A 22,014-nucleotide genomic window follows, 5' to 3' on the forward strand; every position below is an offset into this window, starting at 1 on the left:
CGTTGTCGCCTTAACGACTTAATCTATCTTACAACTTCTTTATTTAAAAGTCAACAACTTTTTAAAAATAATTTAGTTGAGATATTTTGTCATGCTTTGTCGCAACAACATGAAATCTAATATACGCCCTTATTCAACTAAAGTCAACAGTTTTACACAAATTTTTCTTCTATCTTTTAAATTTCGTATATATGTTGCGATTATTCCTTCTATAACCTCTATATTTCTACCTCACTTTTAAATGTCAGTTTTCTATTAAATAAAAAAACAGCTCCTGATGCAAGTGCATCGGAGCTGCTCCTTCTATTAACGTACCCAAATAAAGTAGGCCAAGAAGACAAAGAATAAAACATACATCAATGGGTGAACTTCTTTTCTTCTTCCTGCTAAAAGCATTGTTATAGGGTAGAAAATGAAACCTACCGCAATACCTGAAGCAATACTATATCCCATTGGCATCATGAACATCGTCAAGAATGCTGGTACCGCAATCTCAAATTCATCCCACTTAATTAAACGAAGCGAGGAAGCCATCATGACGCCGACGATAACCAATGCAGGTGTTGTCACTGCTGTAGTCACAACACTCAATAATGGAGAGAAGAATAGAGCTAGTAAGAACATAATCCCTACTACTACTGCTGTGAAACCAGATTTTGCGCCTGCTGCCACGCCTGCAGTAGATTCAACATATGCCGTTGTAGTAGAAGTCCCAAAGATGGAACCAACTGTCGTGCCTAAGGCGTCTGCCATAAGGGCTCTCCCCGCGCGCGGTAATTTGTCATCTTTAACTAAGCCTGCTTGATTGGCTACGGCCATTAATGTGCCTGCTGTGTCAAAGAAATCTACAAATAAGAATGTCAGTACAACAACTAGAAATTTCACATTGAATAAAGAACTTGGATCATGGATAACCGGATCTAATGCAACACCAAATGTTGGTGCAACGCTAGGAATAGCTGAAACAATCGCTTTCGGAACTTCCACTAATCCAAATATCATACCGATTATAGCGGTGATGACCATTCCATAGAATATACCTGCTTTCGCTTTACGTGCTACTAAGATTACCGTAATAACAATCCCGATAATCGCTAGTAGTACATTACCGTCTGTAAAATCGCCTAATGTAATAAAAGTACTTTTGCTCGCTACGACGATTCCAGCGTTTTTTAAACCCACAAATGTTACGAAGAAACCAATACCTGCTGATACGGCATATTTCAACTGAACAGGAATAGCATTGATAATCGTTTCACGGATGCCTGTTAATGAAAGAATGATAAAGATAACACCTGAGAAAAATACTCCCGTCAGGCCAGTTTGCCAAGGGATATGGTAAGTCAAGATGACAGTGTATGCAAAGAACGCATTAAGCCCCATCCCTGGTGCTAATCCGATTGGATACCTTGCGACAAATCCCATAATGAACGAACCCACTGCTGCAGCCAAGGCTGTAGCTACAAATACAGAACCATAGTCCATGCGCATGGCATCTGGCAAATCTTTTACATCTGCTAGTGTCAGGATGAGTGGATTTAATGCTAATATATAGGCCATTGCTAAGAATGTTGTAATACCGCCAATTATCTCTCGACGATAGTTAGTGCCAAGCTCCTCAAATTGAAAATATTTCTTCATGTTAATCCTCCATATGCCGCCTTATACGCCAGAAAAGAAAAAACAGTCAACTCCCGATGAGCTGACTGTCTGCAAATTTCACTAGTATCCATAACTAATGAAATAAAAGGTTCCCCTTTTATATATATGCGTAGTCAAGTCATTTACGGTAACTCGGTAGAAACTTTCGGGCCATATTCCCGACATTATACGACGACTTTATTTAATTTACTTCGATAATATAGCATGCAACAGCTAGAGTTTCAATAGAAATTTACGAACAATTTATATATACATAGAATAATAGTTCGTAACTAATTCACTTTTATAGAAAAACGGTTCGCATATCAAGTTAAACCATTTACTTTTAGCTTTCATATATGACATCATTAGGAGAAAGCATTGAGGAGGCTAACCAAAAATGAAAAAACCTTCTGCACATTACACACAAACAATCCAAAGTGAGTATGTATTATTTGAAGAAATAGAAGACAACACGCTTCTGATTGATTGTGAGATTGATTGTCAATTTGGCAGGAAACAAATCCAAGAAGTAAAATTTGAGAATTGCCGTTTCAGCACAGTCGAATATAAACAAACGGAATTCCTAGATGTAATCTTCCAAAAATGTGATTTGTCTAATTTTAATTTCAACAAGTCAATATTCTATCGCTGTGAATTCCAAACCTGCAAACTGCTCGGAACGCAATTTATAGGAAGCACATGTAAAGATGTAAGCTGGCTGAATTGCTTGATGAATTACGCTATCCTCTCTGAAGGTAAAATGAATCAGGTTTGCTTCCGAGAAAGCCAGCTAGAAGAAGCTTTCTTTCACAATTGTAAATTCCAGCAAACCAGTTTTGAGTTATGCAATCTCCAGCTAGCGGATTTTTCAGAGAGCAAATTAAAGGGAGTGGATCTATCCTCCTCTGACTTCGTGGACATTAAGCTGACCCCTAGTTTAGCAAAAGGCCTCTCTATCCGTTTTGACCAAGCCCCAGCCATTGCGGCTATGCTCGGTGTAACGATTAAAAACTAAAGAGGTGTTTCCCATGAAAAAATATGATTTTTTAATTTTTGATTTAGATGATACATTATTAGATTTTCAGGATACCGAAATCAAAGCGTTAGAATCGCTGTTCAAAAAATATGAAGTACCTTTTAACGAAGAAAGTGTTAGCGCCTATAAAGCGATGAACAAGAAGTTGTGGGCTGAAATAGAAAAAGGCAGTTTAAGCAAAGCTGACCTACTTAATCAACGATTCGCCGCTTTCTTTGAACTTTATGAAAAAAAAGTAGATGGCCAATTGGCAGAAAAGGAATATCGTTCGCTCTTAAACCTAGGACACAAAATGCTTGATGGCGCTCTCGCCCTCTTAACTGCTTTAAAAAATCACGGCTACACCATTGTCGCTGGGACAAACGGCATCGGCATCACACAAAGACAACGTTTGACTGACGCCAAGATTATCGACTTCTTTGATGATTTATTCATTTCAGAAGAAGTGGGATTTGAAAAACCAAATACCCAATTTTTCGAAGCAATTTTCAAGAAGTACCCAGCTATGACAAAGGAAAATACCTTAATGATTGGTGACAGTCTCACTTCTGATATTAAAGGGGCCACAAACGCAGGCATCGATTCTGTATGGATGAATCCAGCAAAAGCACCTCATAACGGTATTGAAAGCACCTATGAAGTACAGACACTGGACGAACTACTTGCTCTATTAGGAGAAGAAGTTGCTTCAATGGAATAACTTTTTATAAGAATAGAAAAAGCCTAGAATCCCAAGTATATGGGTTTCTAGGCTTTTGTTTATTATTTAGTCTTTAGCAAAGTTACTCTGCTTCATTTGTAACATATCCTACTTTTCCAGCACCAATTCCCATTATGAGTAGAACGAATGAGATGAAGATGAGGAGGATGAGTGGGATTGTCCATCCACCAGTCAAGTCATGAAGTGTACCGACAAGAACTGGTCCAACAGCCGCTAACAGATACCCGAAGGACTGTGCCATCCCTGATAATTCCGCCGCTTCTTTCCCATTCCTTGTCCGCAATGTAAAGAACATCATAGCTAGACTGAAGGCACTTCCCCCAGCAATGCCAAGCATGATGGCACATACAGGAATGAGCACACGAATTCCTAGTAGAAGTCCTGCAAAGCCAAGGATAAACAAAGTAATCGTTATGATACTCAGTCCAACTTGGTTTTTCAATTTTTCCGCTATGATTGGAACAATAAACGTTACAGGAATAATGGAAAGCTGCATGATAAATACGATCCACCCAGCAGTGCTTGAGTTAAAACCAATTACACGGAGAATATCGGGCAGCCATGTAATTAATGTATAAAACATAAGTGATTGTCCGCCCATAAATATAGTTATCTTCCATGCTAGTGGCGAACGCCACAAACTACTTTTCTTCTCCGCTTTCACATTAACTTTTACTTTCTCGCCCTTCTGACTTTTACTAAGCTGCGGAAGCCAAAGCAGCAAAGATATGATGGTCAACACTCCCCATATACCAAGTGCTCCTTGCCAGCCTAAGTTACCCGTCGAAGCGATAGGTACACTGACTCCTGAACCTAGTGCACCGAAGAGATTCATGAATATAGCATATATGCCGGTCATGAATCCTATTCTCTGCGGGAAATTCATTTTCACAATCCCCGGGATCAGAACATTACCAATTGCAATGGCCATCCCTATTAAAATCGTTCCAGCGAATAAATAAAAAACGCCAGAAACTGATCGTACTGCAATCCCTATAATAAGCAGGATTAGCGAGAACGTAATCGTTAATTCCATACCAAACCGATTTGCTATTTTAGGAGCAAATGGAGAAAGTAGTGCAAAGGCAAGCAACGGCAATGTTGTGATAGTTCCTATAAGAGTATTGCTGATGCCTAGATCATCACGTATAAAAGGAATGAGCGAGCCTGCTGAAGTTAAAGGAACCCTCAAATTAGACCCGACTAAAATCACGCCAATAAGTAATAACCAGCCATTTTTTGTTTTTTTATTTGATGTAGACGACATGGCTTTCTGATTCATGCTGTTATTCCCCTGTCATTTTAATAATTTCTTTTCTTAGTAACTCCATATAGTTTTCCACATATGTAGCTGCAGCTTCTTTATTCTGGCCACGAATGGCTGACAATAAATCGATGTGAAGCTCTTCTTCAAATTTAAAAGTCGCATTCATTGCCATTAAATCCTGCACAAAAGAATAGATGGTTTCTAGCAGCGGTTCATATAAATCAATGAGGAGCTGATTGGTAGATGCCAATACAACCGCTTTATGAAAACGAATATCTAATTCGATAAATTGTGCCCAATCCTTACTTTTGACAGCTTGACGAGAAAGTTGAATATATTCTTCAAGCTTCGCTAAATCAGCCTCTGTTCTATGCTCGGCGGCTAGCTGTGCAGCCTGCTTTTCTAAAGCTAAACGTACATCAAGAATTTCAAGCAAAGCTGTTTTTTTCACATATCGCTTAAGCGCAGCTCCAAGAGAATTAGTAGAGCGTACAATCGTTCCGCTGCCTTGTTTCGTTTCAAGCAATCCCGCATGGACTAATGCCCGGATTGCTTCTCGAAGTGTATTGCGGCTGACATCAAACTTTTCCATTAGCTCCATTTCAGGAGGTATTTTCTTTCCTACTTTCCAGCTTCCAGATTCAATCAACTGCTCTATTTGAGTCGCAACCTGTTCTACTAGATTCATTTTGTTCGTTTTTTGAATCATTTTTATACCTCCTTTAAAATTTGTAGGATGATTGGTATATCGGTAAAATTATCATGGATAAATTAAATTGTCAATGGGATTTACTTTTTCTATTAAATTTATCCCATGCTAAATGCAACTCATCTTTCACCTGAAAACAAAATAAAGGTTACGATCTCTCTTAAGAAGAGCGTCGAAACCTTTAGCAGTTTTCTATTTATTGACCCTGAAATTTTTGGAAGTATTGTTGGGTTAATTCAATAAAACCTGTCAACGGAGGGGACATCCATTTATCCTTATGCCAAGCAATATGCGTAAAGATAGGAGGAATATTATTTTCCCACTTCAATTCCACTATTCTCCCTAGCTTTATGTCTTGTTCCACAACCATTGTTGGCAATGCGGCAATACCTATTCCAGCAATCACGCATTGCTTAATCGCCTCAATACTGCCAAATTCAAACTTATTGATTGGATACACTTTTGCTGAATGACAGGAATTTTCTAAAAGAGTGCGATAAGAACAGCCTGTTTCAGTTAAGAGAAGAGTTTCCTGTTCAATATCTTTAAGGTAGATCTCTGATTTAGATGCTAATGGATGGCTAGGTGATGCTACTAATTTTATATCTTCTTGGATTAGGGGTTTTATCGTTAAAGCCTCTTCCGGTTTAGAAATATCCATGATGAAAGCTACATCAAGCATCCCATTCATTAATTGCTCTCTAGCCAAATCATCTGAATGTGCAGGCTTAAACATCAACTTTACGTTTGGGTATCGATCTTTAAATTCTTTCAATATGCCCGGCAACCTATATGTACATTGGCTTTCTTGAGCGCCTATTATAAGGGTGCCTGAAAGTTCTCCATCTTGTGCGATCGCCATCTTCGCTTCTTCATTAAGTTTGATCATTTTTTCAGCGTATAAAAGAAATTTCCGTCCAGCTTCTGTCAAAACAAGACGCTTCCCTAAACGTTCAAATAAAGGTGTTCCAAGTTCTGCTTCTAACGATTTTATTTGGGCTGTAACACTCGATTGCGCAAAGTTTAACATTTTTGCCGTTTGAGTAAAGTTCAATGTTTCAGCAGCTACCATAAACGTAATAAGTTGTTTGTTTTCCATATTCTCGCCTTTCTAAATCGTATTTTTCGATTGATTCAATCAAAATAATCCGTTTTTACGATTCATACTTTCATTATAAAATAGAAATAATCAATTTAACAAATGGAGGAAGCAAATGATGAGCATTGTTGTTCTTTATGGCGGAAGCCGTCCAAACGGAAATACCGAGAGTTTAACCAAAAAAGTGATAGAAGGATTAATGGTAGAAGAAATCTATCTAAACGATTATGTAATTCAACCAATAGTAGATAAACGACATGCAGAGGAAGGATTTCAAGAAGTCGATGATGATTACAATTCCATCATTGAGCGCATTCTTCCACACAACATTCTTATTTTCGCTACGCCAATCTATTGGTATAGCATGTCAGGAACAATGAAAAACTTTATTGATCGATGGTCACAAACATTGAAAGACTCAAACTATCCAGACTTCAAAAAACAAATGTCCCAAAAAAGCGCCTATGTTATTTCAGTAGGAGGAGATGAACCTCATCTAAAGGGTTTACCAATGATTCAACAGTTCCAATTTATTTTTGATTTTGTAGGAGTACATTTTGCAGGATATATTCTTGGCGAAGGAAACAAGCCTGGAGAGATTATTGAAGATAAAGTAGCTTTATTTGCGGCTGAACAGCTTAATGATCAGTTACAAATACTACTATCAGAATAAAAATCGAGACTACAAAAGTGAGCTAGAAACCCTTATACACAAGGAATTCCTAGCTCTCAATACCTCAATATTATTCACCTTGCACTTATAACAAAACTATTTAATGATTGCACATTGTCATTTGGGGTATTCATCAGTTCAAAGTAACTGTTAACCATTGTTTGTATCATTTGAGGAGCAACGCTGAACTCTTTACGAATGCTATTCGCATAACTTGTCTCCCACTGCCCATCCTGCAAATACTTGGCATTGACTGTACATTGCTTCTCTATTTCGAAATTCGCCATTTCAAGCATCTCTTGTATTTGTACTTTATGAAACAAGTTTTGTATATTTCCATCATTGTCTACAAAGTTAGAGTGTAAGGCCAGAATGGAAGCTGCACAAAAATGGGCACGCTGGGTTATGTCAGTGAAGTTAAGATCCCATTCCGCAAAGCATATACGTTTAGCTACTTTTCGCAACTTCTTAAAATAGTGAAGCAAATCTTCCGGCCTTTTGAAGTACCAAGAACTATGGGATAACACGGCTATATCAAATACTTCGTTAGTGCCAAATGCGTCAAAATCCATTTCAAAATGAAACGTAATGCGATCTCCTAATGTAGACTTCTTAATCATGTCTGTAGCCTGCCCTAATGTCAAAGGAGCTCCATAATCACGACTGGCATTATCAATTCCAATAACCTTCCCTTCTTCTCCCACTGCGTCAGCTAAGGCGACTGTTGTATCACCTTGGCCACACCGAATTTCTAGTATTCTCATACCTCTTTTTATCTCAAATTCCTTCACTAAGTCTAATCGATGTTGTAACTGAACTTGCTGAACTTTATCTTCTTCAAATAGCTTATATGTAGCTAGAAACGTTAATGTTGATTCGCTTAATTCTATTGATTTCAACGTCATTCCTCCTGACTAGCAGTTATACGTCGTAATGTTTATATCATCTGAATACTGTACTTCTTTTAGGGATTTAATTCTTGATAAAAGCTTTTATATAGAAAAAATACATTCTTCAATAAATAAATTGGTTCCTATTTTAAAGAATATTCTAAAAATTATTTGTGAATTAATAATATCATAACTTGATTAATTGTATATTTATTTTTAATACCTACTTATTTTTAGCTCTGTTTACTTATAAACAGGTATCATTAAATTTTCTAAGAACATCTAGGCTTAGTATTTTAACAATAAAAAGACCTCCTTTATCACTATGAATATGAATAAAAGAGAGTCTTACTTTACTTACAGTTATTTTTCCTGAAACTGAGCGAATTTATCATAAAGTATGCGTTATATTAACTTCGCATTTTGTAAATCAAATGTAGCGTGTAGACTAACGTTTTACCGTAAATAATTCATTATATGGTATAATATGTTACTTATTAATATTTAGCTAAAGGATGATACCATTGGAAATATTAATTTTCTTAGGAGTAATATTTTTACTTTATTTCATAAGCAGATTATTTAAAGTTAAGAAATATATACACTTTATGTTAGTGATGTCTATCCTATTAATAGGAGTTTATTGGATGAACCATTTTTAAAGCTTATAAATAAAAAGACGGGCATAATCGCCAAGTCAGCGACAACACCCGTCGGTATTACTGTTGTTTCAAGCGTTCATTAAGAACCTTTATTCTAACCCGCTTACATCCATTTCTACCTTATCAGCAAGTCAAACGAACGTTGATACACTATTACCCCGTCAAACTGATCGTTAAAATGATTATAAACTAACTAAAATTATTATCTTAGAATTGCAGCCTCTACAACCCATTTGCCAAAATTATTATAATGCTTATAACTGCTGTAATTAAACCCAAAAGGAATAACAGTATTCTTTTTATTAAAGTAGGAGAAAATATATAAGTAATTTCATATATTAGTTCAACTAAAGTAGAAATAGACCCTGACCCTACCCTAATACTATCAATATCTTCTTTCTTACCAAATATAGCCCCACCCATCAGAATAAAGCCACCTATTGCAAATATCGCAAAAATAATATTTATCCCCATAATATAGTACCCCTCTTGTTGTTCTCTTGTTTTTCTTTATATTTTAATTTACTACCAATTGGATAACTAGCATTTCTTACCACTAAAAATGGCGTGCATATTTAGTAGACAACTGACTAGCCCTATATAGCACTCCCTCCCTATACATTTTTACTGATTTTAATATTTAGCCCATTATGTACTTTCTATAACTATCATTCCGTAAGTACTTTATCCTTCTTCTTTTTACTCCTTTGTTCTTTTCCTTTCCTTTCTTGTTCTATATCTTTCTATTATGATTTTTGATCTTCTTTTGCTGATTCAAACTACAATCATCAATCAATTAATTTAATTTAACCAAATAAAAAAACTCCCTTCTACTTAGTTAAAGAAACTAAATAAAAGAGAGTTTAAAAATTGACATATAAAAAGTGACATGTGATTCTAAAAAAATTCAGAACCAATATCAACTAAAACATTGATATAACTGTATTTATAGCATATTCACACTATAATACTTGCCCTTATTATTCCCACTCAATAGTTGCAGGTGGCTTGCTCGTTACATCATACAGTACGCGGTTCACATGGTTAACCTCGTTGACTAGACGTACTGAAACTCTTTCTAGTACATCATATGGGATACGTGCCCAGTCAGAAGTCATGCCGTCGATTGAGGTTACCGCGCGGATACCGATTGCATAATCGTATGTGCGTTGGTCGCCCATGACGCCGACAGATTTGATGTCAGGCAGCACAGTGAAGTATTGCCAGATTTGATCTTCAAGGCCGGCTTTTGCTACTTCTTCACGCAAGATTGCGTCTGATTCGCGGACGATTTCTAATTTATCTTCAGTTACTTCGCCAAGTACACGGATAGCTAGACCAGGACCTGGGAAAGGTTGGCGCCATACGATTTCTTTTGGAAGACCTAATTCAGTACCTAGAGCACGCACTTCATCTTTGAATAATGTTTTAAGCGGTTCAATCAATTCAAATTGCATATCTTCTGGAAGGCCGCCAACATTGTGGTGAGATTTAATCGTTTGAGCTGTTGCTGTACCGCTCTCGATAATGTCAGTGTATAGAGTGCCTTGTGCCAAGAAGTCCATGCCTTCTAATTTTGATGCTTCATCATCAAATACATAGATGAATTCGTTACCGATAATTTTACGTTTTTTCTCTGGATCGCTTACGCCTGCAAGCTTGTCCATGAAACGTTTGCGTGCATCAATTTTGATAACATTCATGTGGAAGCCATCAGCGAATGTTTCCATTACGCTATCTGCTTCACCTTTACGTAAAAGGTTGTGATCCACAAACATACATGTTAATTGATCGCCGATTGCTTTATGGATTAAAACAGCTACTACTGAAGAATCCACGCCGCCTGATAGTGCGCAAAGCACTTTTTTGTCGCCGACTTGCTCGCGGATTTTGCGAATTTCCATCTCGATGAAGCTATCCATCGACCAATCGCCTTTTGCACCACATACATCGAATACAAAGTGACGTAGGATATCGTTGCCGTATACAGAGTGGCGAACTTCTGGGTGGAATTGAACAGCATAGAACTTGCGCTCAGCATTGGCCATAGCAGAGATTGGGCAAGATTTGCTTGTCGCAATCGTTTTAAAACCTTCTGGAATAGCTGTTACCAAATCGCCGTGGCTCATCCATACAACTTGGTCTTTTGGAAGCTCTGCAAATAGAGCGTTGTCTTCAACAATATTGATTTCGGCTTTACCGTACTCGCGGTGATCAGCAGGCTCAACTTTGCCTCCTAGAGAATGTGTCATCAATTGCATGCCGTAGCAAATGCCTAAGATAGGCACACCCATTTCGAAGATTTGGTCATCAATGCGAAATGCATTTTCATCATATACAGAATTAGGGCCACCGGAAAAGATAATCCCAGTCGCGTTCATTTCTTTTAATTCCTCAGCTGTAACAGTATGAGGGTGCAATTCACTGTAAACGCCAAATTCACGGATTCGACGGGTAATAAGTTGATTATATTGGCTTCCAAAATCAAGAACGATAATTTTTTCTTGATCCTTTAAAATTGTACTAACTGACAACAGTTCCACCTCTTTTTTATTAGTAATGAACATCGCCTTGTATAAAAAAACGCGCACGAAAGAAAGCTCCTTCATACGCGTTTCAAATTATACAAAAGCAAAATAAACGAATGCATGCATACATCATCCATCGTCTAAATTGCCTTCATAGTCAAACTGTTTACGGTAGTTTGGTAGAAACATTCGAACCATATCTTCGAACATATATGAGGGTCGTTCATTTATTGTTAGTTTTCTTCATTTTACAGGCAATACGACGCAAAATCAACCTGATGTCCGATTGATTAAATATTTCCAACATTCGATTAGTTCATCGCTCGGTTTACCAGGTACATCTTTGTTGTAAAGCCGCTCCTCCATGGCTCTTGTTAAGATGCCCATTTTGTCTGTACTGTATGCGGCATCCACATGCTCAGCAAAGTCTTTGAGGGTTTGTCCTTCTTTTCTTCTGTGACCCGCTCGCTTCAATTGCTTTAGTAAATCTTCATACATTGCATCTAACTGGCGGTAGCCTTTTGTACGATGCTTAAAGATCAGCCATTTCGGCATCCACTTGCGGCGGGTAAAGAATAGAAGCAGAAGAATGGCAACGCCACCAATCAAGATACCCAACCAAATAGCACTCCAGTTGTTCGTTTGATTAGTAGCTGATTTCTTTTCTACCTGTTTCTTCTCTTTTTTCTTTTCTTTTTTTACTTTCTTTTCTTTTTTCTTTTCTTCTTTTTTCTTCTTCTCTACTTTTTGTTGTTCATTTTCTTTCTGCTTTGGATTGATGGCTGTTTTTTTCTCTTTGCTTTTCACATCATTTAGGACATTATCAAACCCACCAAAGCCAATTGTCGGTTCAAAGGACATCCATCCTACACCTGGAAAATAGGCTTCTACCCAAGAGTGGGCATTATTGTTAGTCACGACATAATGATGTTTGTTATCGCTCATCGGCACTTCATCGCCCTCTGAGAAACCCTTCACCCATCTAGAAGGAATGCCAATCGTCCTCAGCATGACCGCCATTGAGGTAGAGAAGTTGTCACAGTAGCCCGATTTCGTATCAAACAGGAATTGATCTACATAATCTTGTTTTCCCTCGGGTGTTCCTACTTCTAAGCGTGAATACTTATAGCCGTTGTTTTGAAAATAGGAAACAATGGCATTAGCCTTGCCGTATAAGCTCTTTTCATCTTTTGTAATAGTTTTAGCCAGTTTCTCTACTCTGGCAGGCAAGGTTTTCGGCACTTGTAAATAAGGCTTGAAATCCTTTGATAATCCCTTCAAGTCAGACGTCCTAGTTCTTGTTAAAGCCTTCAGGCTGTATTCTGGCTTGGAGTAGGTCATTGAATAGGATGGCAGGACAATTTTTTTGCCATCCATTGTCGGACGGATTTTTTCGCTATCAATCTCGATATAAAATTGATCGCCCATATTTTGTTCATCCATTTTTTGCAGTCCATATGGCTGAAGTACAAATTTGTAGTCTTTCTTCAGCTCAATTTCTGCATGTTCTCGGTTTTTCTGTTTGCCGGGTTTAAGCGACATAGGTATCTTTTCGCCATAGTCAAAAGTATGAACATATATGTCCCCTTTTTTTCTTACCCAGCCTTTACCTGTATAAATATTTTTCGTTTCAATGCGCCAATATTGGTTTTCTTTAGCCGTCGCGACAAAAACAGGTCTATGATCCTCTTCAAAAGGACCGCCTAATTTCTCGTCATCTTCGACGTACCCAATCTTGCCAATCTCTCCAGTCTGGTTTTGCTGCATATCTAGCAGTTTCTTGAGCGGCTGTGGCGGAGCAACGACTGCCTGCTTCTTAGGTGCCACATAGGCGAATAATGTACAAACTGCAATCATACACGCAAATGGCAGCAGCCATTTGAAGCTGCTTCTTTTTTTCGGTATAGCTCGTTCGCTTTCAAGCAACCTATAAAGATATAACCCTGACATTAATAGGGTTCCTTCAATCATAGTGCGGATAATGGCATACTTAGCATCATACTCCGTAAATGTATCTAACAGGCTTAAAAAAATGATGGTTACCAAAAAGAAATAAAAAATGGAACGCTTGGCAGTAATCCAATGGTGAATGAGATAAATCGCCATCCATAGCAGAACAAAGAATAAGATACTGCGGAATGAATCTGCGATGCCGTTCCAGTCGCCGTTTGTGACAGCTCCTATACTTCCAGTAAACTCGCTAATAATACGCGTAAAACTATTTAGTGAAAAAACAGCTGTGCCCATATAGACATACATCAAAAACCAGGCAATATAAATAATCTTCACCACAAAGGAAAGCACAATATTGATATTAAAGGCATTGCCCGCTAGGCATAAAACGATAAACAGTAGAAACAATCCAAGGTGCCCTGTAGAGGTTAAGTTCACGACTGGTATCAGCCATTCACATAACATCAGGAACACAAGAAGGTAAAGCCCTATTTTTTGAGCCCATTTTGCAATTGTTCTGCTCATGGCTTCATCACCTCCATAAAGGCGTTAGGAAACTGTGATGGCGTAAGAGGTACAATGCGGATACTTTGATCTATTAGTCCGCCTATTTTCTCCACACTATCTTCCAGCGGCCGAAGTAAAAAACACACTGCTGGTCCTGATTGTTTGGACGTTCTTTGCAATACCTGAGCCCATTCTTTCGAAAGATTGCTCGTGACAAAATAGATGCCTGAATTATTTTCGAGCAAACGATGCTCCGGCAGGCTTTTTTCAAACTGCTCTATTGGTTCTGGTTGTAATTGGGCCATTTTATATAACGCTTGCTTCAACTGATCATTCGTGTGGATGCCTTGGATGAATACTTGTTTAGCCCCTGCAAATAAAAAAGACAACGTTTCGCGCTTTTTGACAGCAGCAGCTAATATGGATGCACAGAATTCCACTTGTTCTTCAAATAGCTCTTCCTGTGTCCCATCCAGGATCAGGCACCACTCTTTTGACTGTTGGCTTTCAAAGGTTTTGGTCTGCAAGGTTTGTGTTTTCGCGAATGTCTTCCAATGAATCCATGACATCCGATCTCCTGGCTGATAGTCACGAACACCAGATACCACCGTGTGATCGCGTTTCGATGAAAGATTAGAGCTCCCAGTACTACTTTTATTTTGCAGAGGTGGGCTTGTATATTTCATCTCAGTAATTTTAGGCGTCACCACAATAATTAACGGTGACGGCACAAATACTTTCCTTTTCATCCACCCAAAGAAATCTGTTACAGTCAGCTCAATGCCTGCTTGTTCATAATATCCTCGTTTCAGTTCAGTCGCTTCATAAGCAAATACAAAACTTTTCTTTGTTCCTAGCATTGTTACCTGCCGGGTATCTTCTTCCTTTACGGGAAGTGCGCCTTCAGCGGCCTTTTCCTCAGCTATCACATACAGTAGCGGAAAACGGAACATCCGCTTGATGGTCGTCTCCACTATGACTGACTCCCCCTGTACGGCTTGCTTTTTTATACTTGTCCGTTCTGCAGAAAAGCGAAATGGCCAGAAAAATAGCAGAGTTGAATACAAGGCAAATGGCAGAAACATAAAAAAGATAAACCAGCTGACAAAGCCCCCCTGCATTAAAGCGAAGGAAAGAGAGATTGCAAGCAACAGCAAAATCAAGAATAATCGAATAAATGCTTGCAAACTCCGCCCTATTGCATGGCGCTTCATCATAACAATGCCCTTTTAACTGGAACTGGAGTATTTATGATCATGCGGCCAATCACATCCTCAGCCGAAATTTCATCATATCTTGCAGCCGAGTTCAAAATAATCCGATGAGAAAATACATAAGGCGCTAAATATTGGACATCATCAGGCGTCACATAGCGTCGGCCCTTTAAGAATGCATAGGCTTGAGAGGCTTTCATCAGAGCAATGGATCCCCTCGGGCTGACTCCAAGGAATACAGACGGATTCTCTCGTGTGGCTCTGGAAAGGTCTACAATATAGGTTTTGACAAGTTCATCTACATGGACCGTCTTGATCTCTTTTTGAATCTCTTTTAATTCCTCTAATGAAAGAACAGCCTCCAGTGTTTCTATAGGACGCGATCCTTCAGCCCTTCTTAATACTTCCATTTCGTCCTCATGCGAGGGATACCCCATATTTAATTTTAAGAGGAAACGATCCAATTGAGCTTCTGGCAGTGGATACGTCCCTTCGTATTCAATAGGGTTTTGGGTGGCCATGACAAAGAAAGGCTTGGTTAATTCAATTGTCTTTCCTTCAACCGTAATAGCTGCTTCTTCCATCGCTTCAAGCAAAGCGGCTTGCGTTTTAGGAGATGTACGGTTTATTTCATCCGCTAGCACGATATTTCCCATGATAGGACCTGGGTGAAAACGGAATTCCATCTCTTTGGGATTATAGATTGATACACCAAGCACATCAGAGGGCAACAAGTCAGGTGTAAATTGAATCCGTTTAAAATTGGCGCTAACGGATTTTGCAAGAGCGCGCACCATCATGGTTTTCCCAACGCCCGGTACGTCTTCGAGCAATATGTGGCCTTCCGCTAATAGTGCAACAATACTTAACTCTGCTATATGTCTTTTGCCAATCATCACCTTTTCAATATTTCGTATGATGGCTTGAATTTTTTCTTGCGCTTCCATACTTGTCCTCCTCTACCGTTATGTATCATGAAAATCGATTCGTAGTTCTCTTATTATATAGGCTAATGTACACTGTGGCAAAAAACCTATTGAGTTCCCAGTCTTTCCACTGCGAAAGAATTTTAGAAGCGCCATCAAAAATAAAACCGGTTCTATCTTTTTAAGAACCGGTTTCTAGTTGAGTAGTGTATGAAGTTATTTCCAAAAATCATCAAAAATCGTAATAGGCATATGGCGTTTATGTTGGGACTTGCAATAGTAATCCTCTAGTTTCTTGCGAGCCGCTTCAGGGATTTCCTTGCCGTCCAAGTAATCATCAATTTCGTCATACGATACGCCAAGTGCTACTTCATCCGGAATAAGAGGACGATCTTCTTCCAAATCAGCTGTTGGCACTTTTTCATATAAGTGTTTTGGACAATCAAGCGCTGAAAGCATCGCCTTTCCTTGCCATTTGTTTAAGCGGAAGAGCGGCATAAGATCTGCTGCTCCATCACCAAATTTGGTATAGAAACCTGTGATGGCTTCAGCCGCATGGTCTGTACCAAGTACCACTGCACTATGATGAGCAGCAATGGCATATTGCACTTTCATGCGTTCACGCGCTTTTTCATTTCCTTTTAGGAAGTCTGTCAACTTAATGCCCGCTTCTTTTAACGATTGGACACCCGCATCTACTGCAGGCTGAATATTCACTGTATAGGTGAAAGTGGGATTAATAAAGGTCAGCGCATCCTGGCAGTCCTGTTCATCTCTTTGGATACCATATGGTAATCTTACTGCCCAGAAGGAATACTTATTATCCCCGTTTTCCGTATTTAGCTCATCCACAGCCATCTGTGCCAGTTTGCCCGCTAATGTCGAGTCCTGTCCGCCTGATATGCCAAGCACGAAACCTTTGACGAATGAATTCTTCTTCGCATATTCCTTTAAGAAATCAATGGACTTACGAATTTCTTCTTCAGGATTAATCTCAGGCTGCACACGCAATTCTTCGATTATTCTCTGTTGCAATGTCATCTATTATCTCCTCCTAAATGTAATTCGTGCACCATATCTCTAACTTCTTGAATGTTGCGCATTTTATTGTCCCAACATTTTTGGCTAAGGTCGACAGGGTATTCTTCCGGATTCAATGAGCGTTTATATTCATCCCATAAGAAGTTGAGATTGTCTTTTGCATATTCTTTCATCTCTTGTACTGAAGGTGTTTCATAGATTTGCTTACCGTCTTCAATTACTTTCTTATGAAGGTTTTTAGCAGCAAAGTTCGTAACAAATTTTGAGATAAAGGTATGCACAGGATGGAACATTTTCAGGCGCTCTTCCGCTTCTGGATTTTCATCATGCATGGTGATGTAATCTCCTTGCGCTTTTCCGTTTTCTAAATCAATAATACGGTAAACTTTTTTCAATCCAGGAGTCGTTACCTTCTCTGCATTAGCGGAAATCTTAATGCGATCCTGCATGTTCCCTTGCTCGTCTTCCAACGAAACGAGTTTGTATACTGCTCCTAATGCTGGTTGATCATATGCTGTGATTAGTTTGGTGCCTATACCCCAAGTGTCGACCTTAGCGCCTTGCGCAAGGAGATTCAAAATTGTATATTCATCTAAATCATTAGATACCACAATTCTGGCATCCGTGAAACCTGCTTCGTCTAACATTTTGCGGGCAGCCTTTGATAAAAAGGAGATATCGCCGCTGTCGAGACGGATTCCCAAGAAATTAATCTTGTCGCCTAATTCTTTCGCAACTTTAATGGCTGCTGGTACTCCGGATTTTAATGTATCGTACGTATCTACTAAGAATACGCAATTTTTATGGCGGCGTGCATATGCATGGAATGCTTCATAGTCATTTTTATAGGCTTGTACCAAAGAATGTGCATGCGTTCCAGCAATTGGAAGATTAAATAGCTTTCCAGCTCTAACATTACTTGTAGAATCAAACCCACCGATAAATGCTGCACGTGATCCCCAAATTGCCGCATCCATTTCTTGCGCACGTCTTGTGCCGAATTCCATGACGATATCTTCTTTGACTACTTGCTTAATGCGGCTTGCTTTAGTTGCAATCAATGTTTGGTAGTTCACAATATTTAGCAAAGCTGTCTCAATAAGCTGTGCCTCTACTAAAGGTGCCTCTATCCGGAGAATGGGTTCATTGCCGAATACAAGCTCCCCTTCTTCCATCGAATAAATATCACCTGTAAACTGCAAGTCTTTTAAGTAATCTAAAAAGTCTTCTCTATAACCTTGTTCCTCACGAAGATAGTTAAGGTCTGATTCGCTAAAACGAAACTCTCGTAAATAGTCCAGTATTCTTTCTAAACCTGCAAAGATTGCATAGCCATTGCCAAACGGCAATTTTCTAAAATATAATTCGAAAACTGCTTTTCGATTATGTATTCCATCTGCCCAATAGGACTCAGCCATATTAATTTGGTATAGATCTGTATGCAGCGCTAGGCTATCATCTGGATAATGTGATTTCATTTTTCATAGTCCCTTCTTCCACATTTTACTTAAAACATAGTATACACCAATTGTCTCTGAATATATCTTCCTAAGGCAGTAGTTGCCACAAAAAGGGAGCACTATTCCTTAAAAGGCACTTTTTCAATGGTCAATAACATTTTCTTTAACGGAATTCCACTGCTAAATCCAGTTAACGTTCCGTTCTTACCAATAACCCTGTGGCATGGCACCGCAATGAGAACAGGGTTTTTGCCAATTGCACCACCGACTGCTCTCACAGCCTTCGGATTGCCGATAGCTTCTGCTATATCTGCGTAGGAGACCGTTGACCCATATGGAATTTGCTGTAATGCTTCGAAAACCTTCAGTTGAAAAGGTGTACCCTTTAAATCGAGCGGCAAATCAAAAATTGTTCTTTCCCCCGCAAGATATTCTTGTAATTGGCTTTTGTAGAGGGCCATTTTTTCTGGAGCTTCCACTAATTCGGCGTCGCCTAGATACTTACTTCCCCATTCTTGTACTTCTTCCAATGTGATCCCGACACAACACACCCCTTGATCGGTCGCTGCCAAAACTAAAGAACATTGTTCATCTTCCAAGCGTGTCCAATATAAATGCACTTTGAATCCCCCCTGTAGCTTTCAAAATTCAGTAATTTTAGAGAGCAAGAAAATGAAGCCTTGCTTACTAAATGAATAGATATTGGTAATAATTCTATCAAAAAACCAAGTATGTTACATTAGAAGAAACACTATTCACTAGGAGTTACATATGAATTCAATCGAACCTTCAGCCATTCACTTTAAACATATAGAGTACGAAACAGGAGAACAGCATATCTTACGTAATATTACAGGTTCTATTTCAGCAGGTAAGATTACGGCGCTTGTAGGACCTTCAGGGGCAGGAAAAACGACTTTGCTTCGGCTTTGTAACGGATTAATCTCCCCTACAGCTGGTGAAATTTTCATCGATCAAACGCCTATAGCTTCAATAGATCCGATTTCACTACGACGACGTGCGGGCATGGCGCTTCAATCTGCACCCATGCTGAACGGCACAGTTTTTGAAAATTTAGCTTTGCCAAGGCAGCTGCAAAATCGGTCATTAGATAAAAAGGAAGCGATTAAATTATTAGATGATGTAGGATTAAAACCCGAAAACTTGAAGAAGTCTATTCGCGAGTTATCCGGTGGCCAGCGACAGCGCGTATCGCTTGCACGTACATTAGTGAACCGTCCGAGCATTCTTCTATTGGATGAGATTACCTCTGCGCTTGATCCTTCTTCTATTAAGGAAGTAGAAACATTGATCAAAAGGTTGAATGAAAAGGACCAAACGACGATTATTTGGATTACACATAATTTAGAACAGGCCGTCAGAATGGGACATTATGCATGGGTAATGGCAGAGGGAAAACTAATAGAAGCAGGAGAAAGCTCTCTGCTAAAGAATCCAAATGAAGAAATCACCAAACGGTTTATTAAGGGGGAGTTGGTATGAGTTACGGTACACTCTCGCTTACACTCGTCTTTGTCTTAATTCCGCTGCTACTATCTAAAACACTTCATCTTCAGTTAGAAAAAGATGTTTTAATCGCTACCGTTCGATCCATTATTCAATTGCTTGCTGTCGGGTATTTCTTGAAATTCATCTTCGAATCAGACCATCTTGTTTACATCCTATTCATGGTTGCATTGATGATTGGTGTCGCTACAGGCAATGCCAGAAAAAAAGGCAGCAAAATAAAAGGCATCACATGGAAGATTGCCTTGACGCTTACAGCGATTGAGATATTAGTGCAATCTATATTACTTGGATTTCACATTGTGCCGCCAACAGCGCAATATATTATACCTATTAGCGGGATGGCAATCGGCAACTCGATGGTGCTGTCGATTCTCTTTTTAAATCGGTTTCAGGCTGAAGTCGATGCCCATCGCGATCAAACCGAACTCATCCTGACACTTGGCGGAACGCCGCGGCAAGCCATTCATACACAATTGACCAGAGCTATAAAAGCAAGCATGATACCGACAATCGAAAGCCAAAAGACGATTGGTTTAGTCCAATTGCCCGGCATGATGAGCGGTCAAATTATTGCTGGCGCAGACCCTGTACAAGCTGTTCAGTTTCAACTTTTAATTCTCTTTATACTTCTTACTACTGCAGCGATTTCGAGCATTCTTCTCGGCTTCCTATCATACCCCTCCTTATTTAATGAGCGGATGCAGTTGTTGAAAGAGAAAGAATAATAGAATTTAGGCAAATAAAAAAACGTTTTTCCTATTCCATGTAGGGAAAACGTTTTTCTGTCATAATATTAAATTTGTACCTCAATACTAAGTTACTTATATTATTGTGCAATTGCAACTTGTTTTCTTAAAAAGCAACATAATTCGACACAAAAGAGCCTAATCATTCTATATAAAACTCTTCTGTCCGAACACATTTATCATAAACCCCTCCTAGCTTTTCAACAACTTTTTTGCTTAAAAAGAAAATAAGAAATGAATATAAAAACGTTACACCGGGACACCAGTGCGCTAATTGATTGAAACTTTCCTAAAATTATTTTTTTCATTTAACTTTGAACAGAATGACTTTTTCGTTAAATATGATATAATTGAAAAAAATAAAATATTCACAACAAGGGGAAGTAGCATATGTCACTTAAGGATTTTTTCATCGCATTGTCTGAAAACCAGTTTTTAAACAACAATGCGAAAAAATATGGTCTTAAAATGGGAGCTGCGAGTGTTGTAGCTGGCACGAATATCAATGAAATGATTAAAAGCATTAAAGAGTTAAACTCACATGGCATTTCGTGCACAATCGATAACTTGGGGGAGTTTGTTCACGATAAAGCTGAAGCTACAGCTGCAAAGAATCAAATCTTAGCTGTAATTGAAGCCGTTAACGAAACAGGGGTAGATGCGCATATCAGTTTAAAACCTTCACAACTAGGTTTAGATATTGATTATGATTTCTGCTATGAAAATTTGAAAGAAATTGTCGAATTAGCAGACCGCTATGATATCTTTGTTAACTTCGATATGGAAAACTATGCACGCCTACAACCATCATTTGACTTGCTTGAGGAATTGTCACGCGAGCACGATAATATCGGAACTGTTATTCAAGCATACTTTTTCCGTGCAAAAGAAGATATCGAGAAATATAAAAACTATCGCCTTCGCATCGTAAAAGGCGCTTATAAAGAGCCAAGCGAAGTAGCTTATCAAACAAAAGAAGAAATCGACCGCAATTATATTGAGCTGTTAGAGTACCATTTATTGAATGGCAAATTCACATCAATTGCAACGCATGACCATAATGTAATCAACCATATGAAACAATTTATCGCGGCACACAACATTCCAAAGGAAAAGTATGAATTCCAAATGCTGTATGGCTTCCGTCGTGATATGCAACTTGAGCTTGCAAAAGAAGGCTATAACTTCTGCACGTACGTACCATTCGGCCAAGATTGGTACGGGTACTTTATGCGCCGTTTAGCTGAGCGTCCACAAAACTTAGAGTTAGTTGTTAAACAAGTGTTCAACAAAAAGACAAACACATTAATCGGCTTGACTGCTGCAGGGTTTGCCCTTGGTCGTTTAACAAAACGCCGCAAGTAATATGTTAAAATAGATAAAGCGGATTCATATTTATATGAATCCG

General features: G+C 38.8%; 18 protein-coding genes, 1 pseudogene and 2 riboswitches. Of the genes and pseudogenes, 6 read left to right on the forward strand and 13 right to left on the reverse strand.

The features are described from left to right. Positions 1-306: 306 nt before the first annotated feature. The gene (locus tag AC6CHJ_RS15530) at positions 307-1,641 is read right to left on the reverse strand and encodes an NCS2 family permease (RefSeq protein ID WP_066790091.1); all 1,335 of its coding nucleotides are present in this window, start codon (positions 1,639-1,641) and stop codon (positions 307-309) included. Positions 1,642-1,752: 111 nt separating this feature from the next. Next, positions 1,753-1,854: riboswitch (purine riboswitch) on the reverse strand. 187 nt (positions 1,855-2,041) lie between these two features. Between AC6CHJ_RS15530 and AC6CHJ_RS15535 the strand changes: the two genes are divergently transcribed. Together AC6CHJ_RS15535 and AC6CHJ_RS15540 are read left to right on the forward strand one after the other, a co-directional pair. Continuing rightward, the gene (locus tag AC6CHJ_RS15535) at positions 2,042-2,659 is read left to right on the forward strand and encodes a pentapeptide repeat-containing protein (protein WP_392997169.1); all 618 of its coding nucleotides are present in this window, start codon (positions 2,042-2,044) and stop codon (positions 2,657-2,659) included. A 13-nt stretch (positions 2,660-2,672) separates the two neighbouring features. After that, the gene (locus tag AC6CHJ_RS15540; RefSeq protein ID WP_392997171.1) at positions 2,673-3,380 is read left to right on the forward strand and encodes a YjjG family noncanonical pyrimidine nucleotidase; all 708 of its coding nucleotides are present in this window, start codon (positions 2,673-2,675) and stop codon (positions 3,378-3,380) included. 82 nt (positions 3,381-3,462) lie between these two features. Here the strand turns inward: AC6CHJ_RS15540 and AC6CHJ_RS15545 are convergent, their stop codons facing one another. The 3 genes from AC6CHJ_RS15545 to AC6CHJ_RS15555 all read right to left on the reverse strand — a co-directional run bounded on the left by AC6CHJ_RS15545 (position 3,463) and on the right by AC6CHJ_RS15555 (position 6,476). Further along, positions 3,463-4,683 (reverse strand): CynX/NimT family MFS transporter, encoded by a 1,221-nt coding sequence (locus AC6CHJ_RS15545; protein ID WP_249774895.1) that lies wholly within the window; start codon positions 4,681-4,683, stop codon positions 3,463-3,465. A gap of 4 nt (positions 4,684-4,687) precedes the next feature. After that, a complete protein-coding gene (locus AC6CHJ_RS15550) occupies positions 4,688-5,377 on the reverse strand; it encodes a FadR/GntR family transcriptional regulator (RefSeq protein ID WP_498289229.1) in 690 nt (229 codons plus the stop codon). Between the two features lie 196 nt (positions 5,378-5,573). Next, a complete protein-coding gene (locus AC6CHJ_RS15555; protein WP_249774897.1) occupies positions 5,574-6,476 on the reverse strand; it encodes a LysR family transcriptional regulator in 903 nt (300 codons plus the stop codon). 118 nt (positions 6,477-6,594) lie between these two features. Here AC6CHJ_RS15555 and AC6CHJ_RS15560 point away from each other — a divergent pair, with 118 nt between their 5' ends. After that, the gene (locus AC6CHJ_RS15560; protein ID WP_249776026.1) at positions 6,595-7,149 is read left to right on the forward strand and encodes a flavodoxin family protein; all 555 of its coding nucleotides are present in this window, start codon (positions 6,595-6,597) and stop codon (positions 7,147-7,149) included. Positions 7,150-7,223: 74 nt separating this feature from the next. Here the strand turns inward: AC6CHJ_RS15560 and AC6CHJ_RS15565 are convergent, their stop codons facing one another. From AC6CHJ_RS15565 to AC6CHJ_RS15605, 9 genes are all read right to left on the reverse strand, one after another. Continuing rightward, complete coding sequence (locus AC6CHJ_RS15565) at positions 7,224-8,048, reverse strand: class I SAM-dependent methyltransferase (RefSeq protein WP_498289232.1); 825 nt, start codon at positions 8,046-8,048, stop codon at positions 7,224-7,226. 875 nt (positions 8,049-8,923) lie between these two features. Then, positions 8,924-9,175 (reverse strand): hypothetical protein, encoded by a 252-nt coding sequence (locus AC6CHJ_RS15570; protein ID WP_150285558.1) that lies wholly within the window; start codon positions 9,173-9,175, stop codon positions 8,924-8,926. Between the two features lie 506 nt (positions 9,176-9,681). Further along, entirely contained in the window at positions 9,682-11,268 is a 1,587-nt protein-coding gene (gene guaA, locus AC6CHJ_RS15575) for a glutamine-hydrolyzing GMP synthase (RefSeq protein ID WP_498289297.1), read from the reverse strand. 95 nt (positions 11,269-11,363) lie between these two features. Next, positions 11,364-11,465, reverse strand: a riboswitch (purine riboswitch). 34 nt (positions 11,466-11,499) lie between these two features. Beyond that, positions 11,500-13,707 carry a transglutaminase-like domain-containing protein gene (locus AC6CHJ_RS15580; RefSeq protein ID WP_498289234.1) on the reverse strand — a complete coding sequence of 736 codons (2,208 nt, stop codon included), beginning with the start codon at positions 13,705-13,707 and terminating at the stop codon, positions 11,500-11,502. After that, entirely contained in the window at positions 13,704-14,906 is a 1,203-nt protein-coding gene (locus AC6CHJ_RS15585) for a DUF58 domain-containing protein (RefSeq protein WP_498289235.1), read from the reverse strand. The genes AC6CHJ_RS15580 and AC6CHJ_RS15585 overlap by 4 nt, the downstream gene beginning before the upstream one ends. After that, positions 14,903-15,850: an AAA family ATPase gene (locus tag AC6CHJ_RS15590; RefSeq protein WP_147197918.1), complete on the reverse strand. Its 948-nt coding sequence runs from the start codon at positions 15,848-15,850 to the stop codon at positions 14,903-14,905. The genes AC6CHJ_RS15585 and AC6CHJ_RS15590 overlap by 4 nt, the downstream gene beginning before the upstream one ends. Positions 15,851-16,045: 195 nt before the next feature. Then, entirely contained in the window at positions 16,046-16,870 is an 825-nt protein-coding gene (nadE, locus tag AC6CHJ_RS15595) for an NAD(+) synthase (protein WP_147197917.1), read from the reverse strand. Beyond that, positions 16,867-18,348: a nicotinate phosphoribosyltransferase gene (locus tag AC6CHJ_RS15600; protein ID WP_066790129.1), complete on the reverse strand. Its 1,482-nt coding sequence runs from the start codon at positions 18,346-18,348 to the stop codon at positions 16,867-16,869. Before AC6CHJ_RS15600 ends, nadE begins: the two co-directional genes overlap by 4 nt. A 101-nt stretch (positions 18,349-18,449) precedes the next feature. After that, positions 18,450-18,950: a methylated-DNA--[protein]-cysteine S-methyltransferase gene (locus AC6CHJ_RS15605; RefSeq protein WP_498289237.1), complete on the reverse strand. Its 501-nt coding sequence runs from the start codon at positions 18,948-18,950 to the stop codon at positions 18,450-18,452. Positions 18,951-19,200: 250 nt separating this feature from the next. On the opposite strand from AC6CHJ_RS15605, the pseudogene AC6CHJ_RS15610 reads away from it, so the two are divergent. The 3 genes and pseudogenes from AC6CHJ_RS15610 to AC6CHJ_RS15620 all read left to right on the forward strand — a co-directional run. After that, positions 19,201-19,833, forward strand: a pseudogene (locus tag AC6CHJ_RS15610) (ABC transporter ATP-binding protein); the annotation flags it as partial. Further along, positions 19,830-20,585, forward strand: coding sequence for an ABC transporter permease (locus tag AC6CHJ_RS15615; RefSeq protein WP_392997189.1), 756 nt, complete (start codon positions 19,830-19,832; stop codon positions 20,583-20,585). The pseudogene AC6CHJ_RS15610 and the gene AC6CHJ_RS15615, both read left to right, overlap by 4 nt. 411 nt (positions 20,586-20,996) lie before the next feature. After that, entirely contained in the window at positions 20,997-21,971 is a 975-nt protein-coding gene (locus AC6CHJ_RS15620; protein WP_147197911.1) for a proline dehydrogenase family protein, read from the forward strand. Positions 21,972-22,014 lie beyond the last annotated feature (43 nt).

This window comes from Rummeliibacillus sp. GQ308 (genome assembly GCF_059759115.1).

Bases quoted from the DNA above. Each gene is read 5' to 3' on its own strand.
- AC6CHJ_RS15530 (WP_066790091.1), bottom strand. From the start codon at position 1,641: ATGAAGAAATATTTTCAATTTGAGGAGCTTGGCACTAACTATCGTCGA.
- AC6CHJ_RS15535 (WP_392997169.1), top strand. From the start codon at position 2,042: ATGAAAAAACCTTCTGCACATTACACACAAACAATCCAAAGTGAGTAT.
- AC6CHJ_RS15540 (WP_392997171.1), top strand. From the start codon at position 2,673: ATGAAAAAATATGATTTTTTAATTTTTGATTTAGATGATACATTATTA.
- AC6CHJ_RS15545 (WP_249774895.1), bottom strand. From the start codon at position 4,683: ATGAATCAGAAAGCCATGTCGTCTACATCAAATAAAAAAACAAAAAAT.
- AC6CHJ_RS15550 (WP_498289229.1), bottom strand. From the start codon at position 5,377: ATGATTCAAAAAACGAACAAAATGAATCTAGTAGAACAGGTTGCGACT.
- AC6CHJ_RS15555 (WP_249774897.1), bottom strand. From the start codon at position 6,476: ATGGAAAACAAACAACTTATTACGTTTATGGTAGCTGCTGAAACATTG.
- AC6CHJ_RS15560 (WP_249776026.1), top strand. From the start codon at position 6,595: ATGAGCATTGTTGTTCTTTATGGCGGAAGCCGTCCAAACGGAAATACC.
- AC6CHJ_RS15570 (WP_150285558.1), bottom strand. From the start codon at position 9,175: ATGGGGATAAATATTATTTTTGCGATATTTGCAATAGGTGGCTTTATT.
- guaA (WP_498289297.1), bottom strand. From the start codon at position 11,268: ATGTTCATTACTAATAAAAAAGAGGTGGAACTGTTGTCAGTTAGTACA.
- AC6CHJ_RS15580 (WP_498289234.1), bottom strand. From the start codon at position 13,707: ATGAGCAGAACAATTGCAAAATGGGCTCAAAAAATAGGGCTTTACCTT.
- AC6CHJ_RS15585 (WP_498289235.1), bottom strand. From the start codon at position 14,906: ATGATGAAGCGCCATGCAATAGGGCGGAGTTTGCAAGCATTTATTCGA.
- AC6CHJ_RS15590 (WP_147197918.1), bottom strand. From the start codon at position 15,850: ATGGAAGCGCAAGAAAAAATTCAAGCCATCATACGAAATATTGAAAAG.
- nadE (WP_147197917.1), bottom strand. From the start codon at position 16,870: ATGACATTGCAACAGAGAATAATCGAAGAATTGCGTGTGCAGCCTGAG.
- AC6CHJ_RS15600 (WP_066790129.1), bottom strand. From the start codon at position 18,348: ATGAAATCACATTATCCAGATGATAGCCTAGCGCTGCATACAGATCTA.
- AC6CHJ_RS15615 (WP_392997189.1), top strand. From the start codon at position 19,830: ATGAGTTACGGTACACTCTCGCTTACACTCGTCTTTGTCTTAATTCCG.
- AC6CHJ_RS15620 (WP_147197911.1), top strand. From the start codon at position 20,997: ATGTCACTTAAGGATTTTTTCATCGCATTGTCTGAAAACCAGTTTTTA.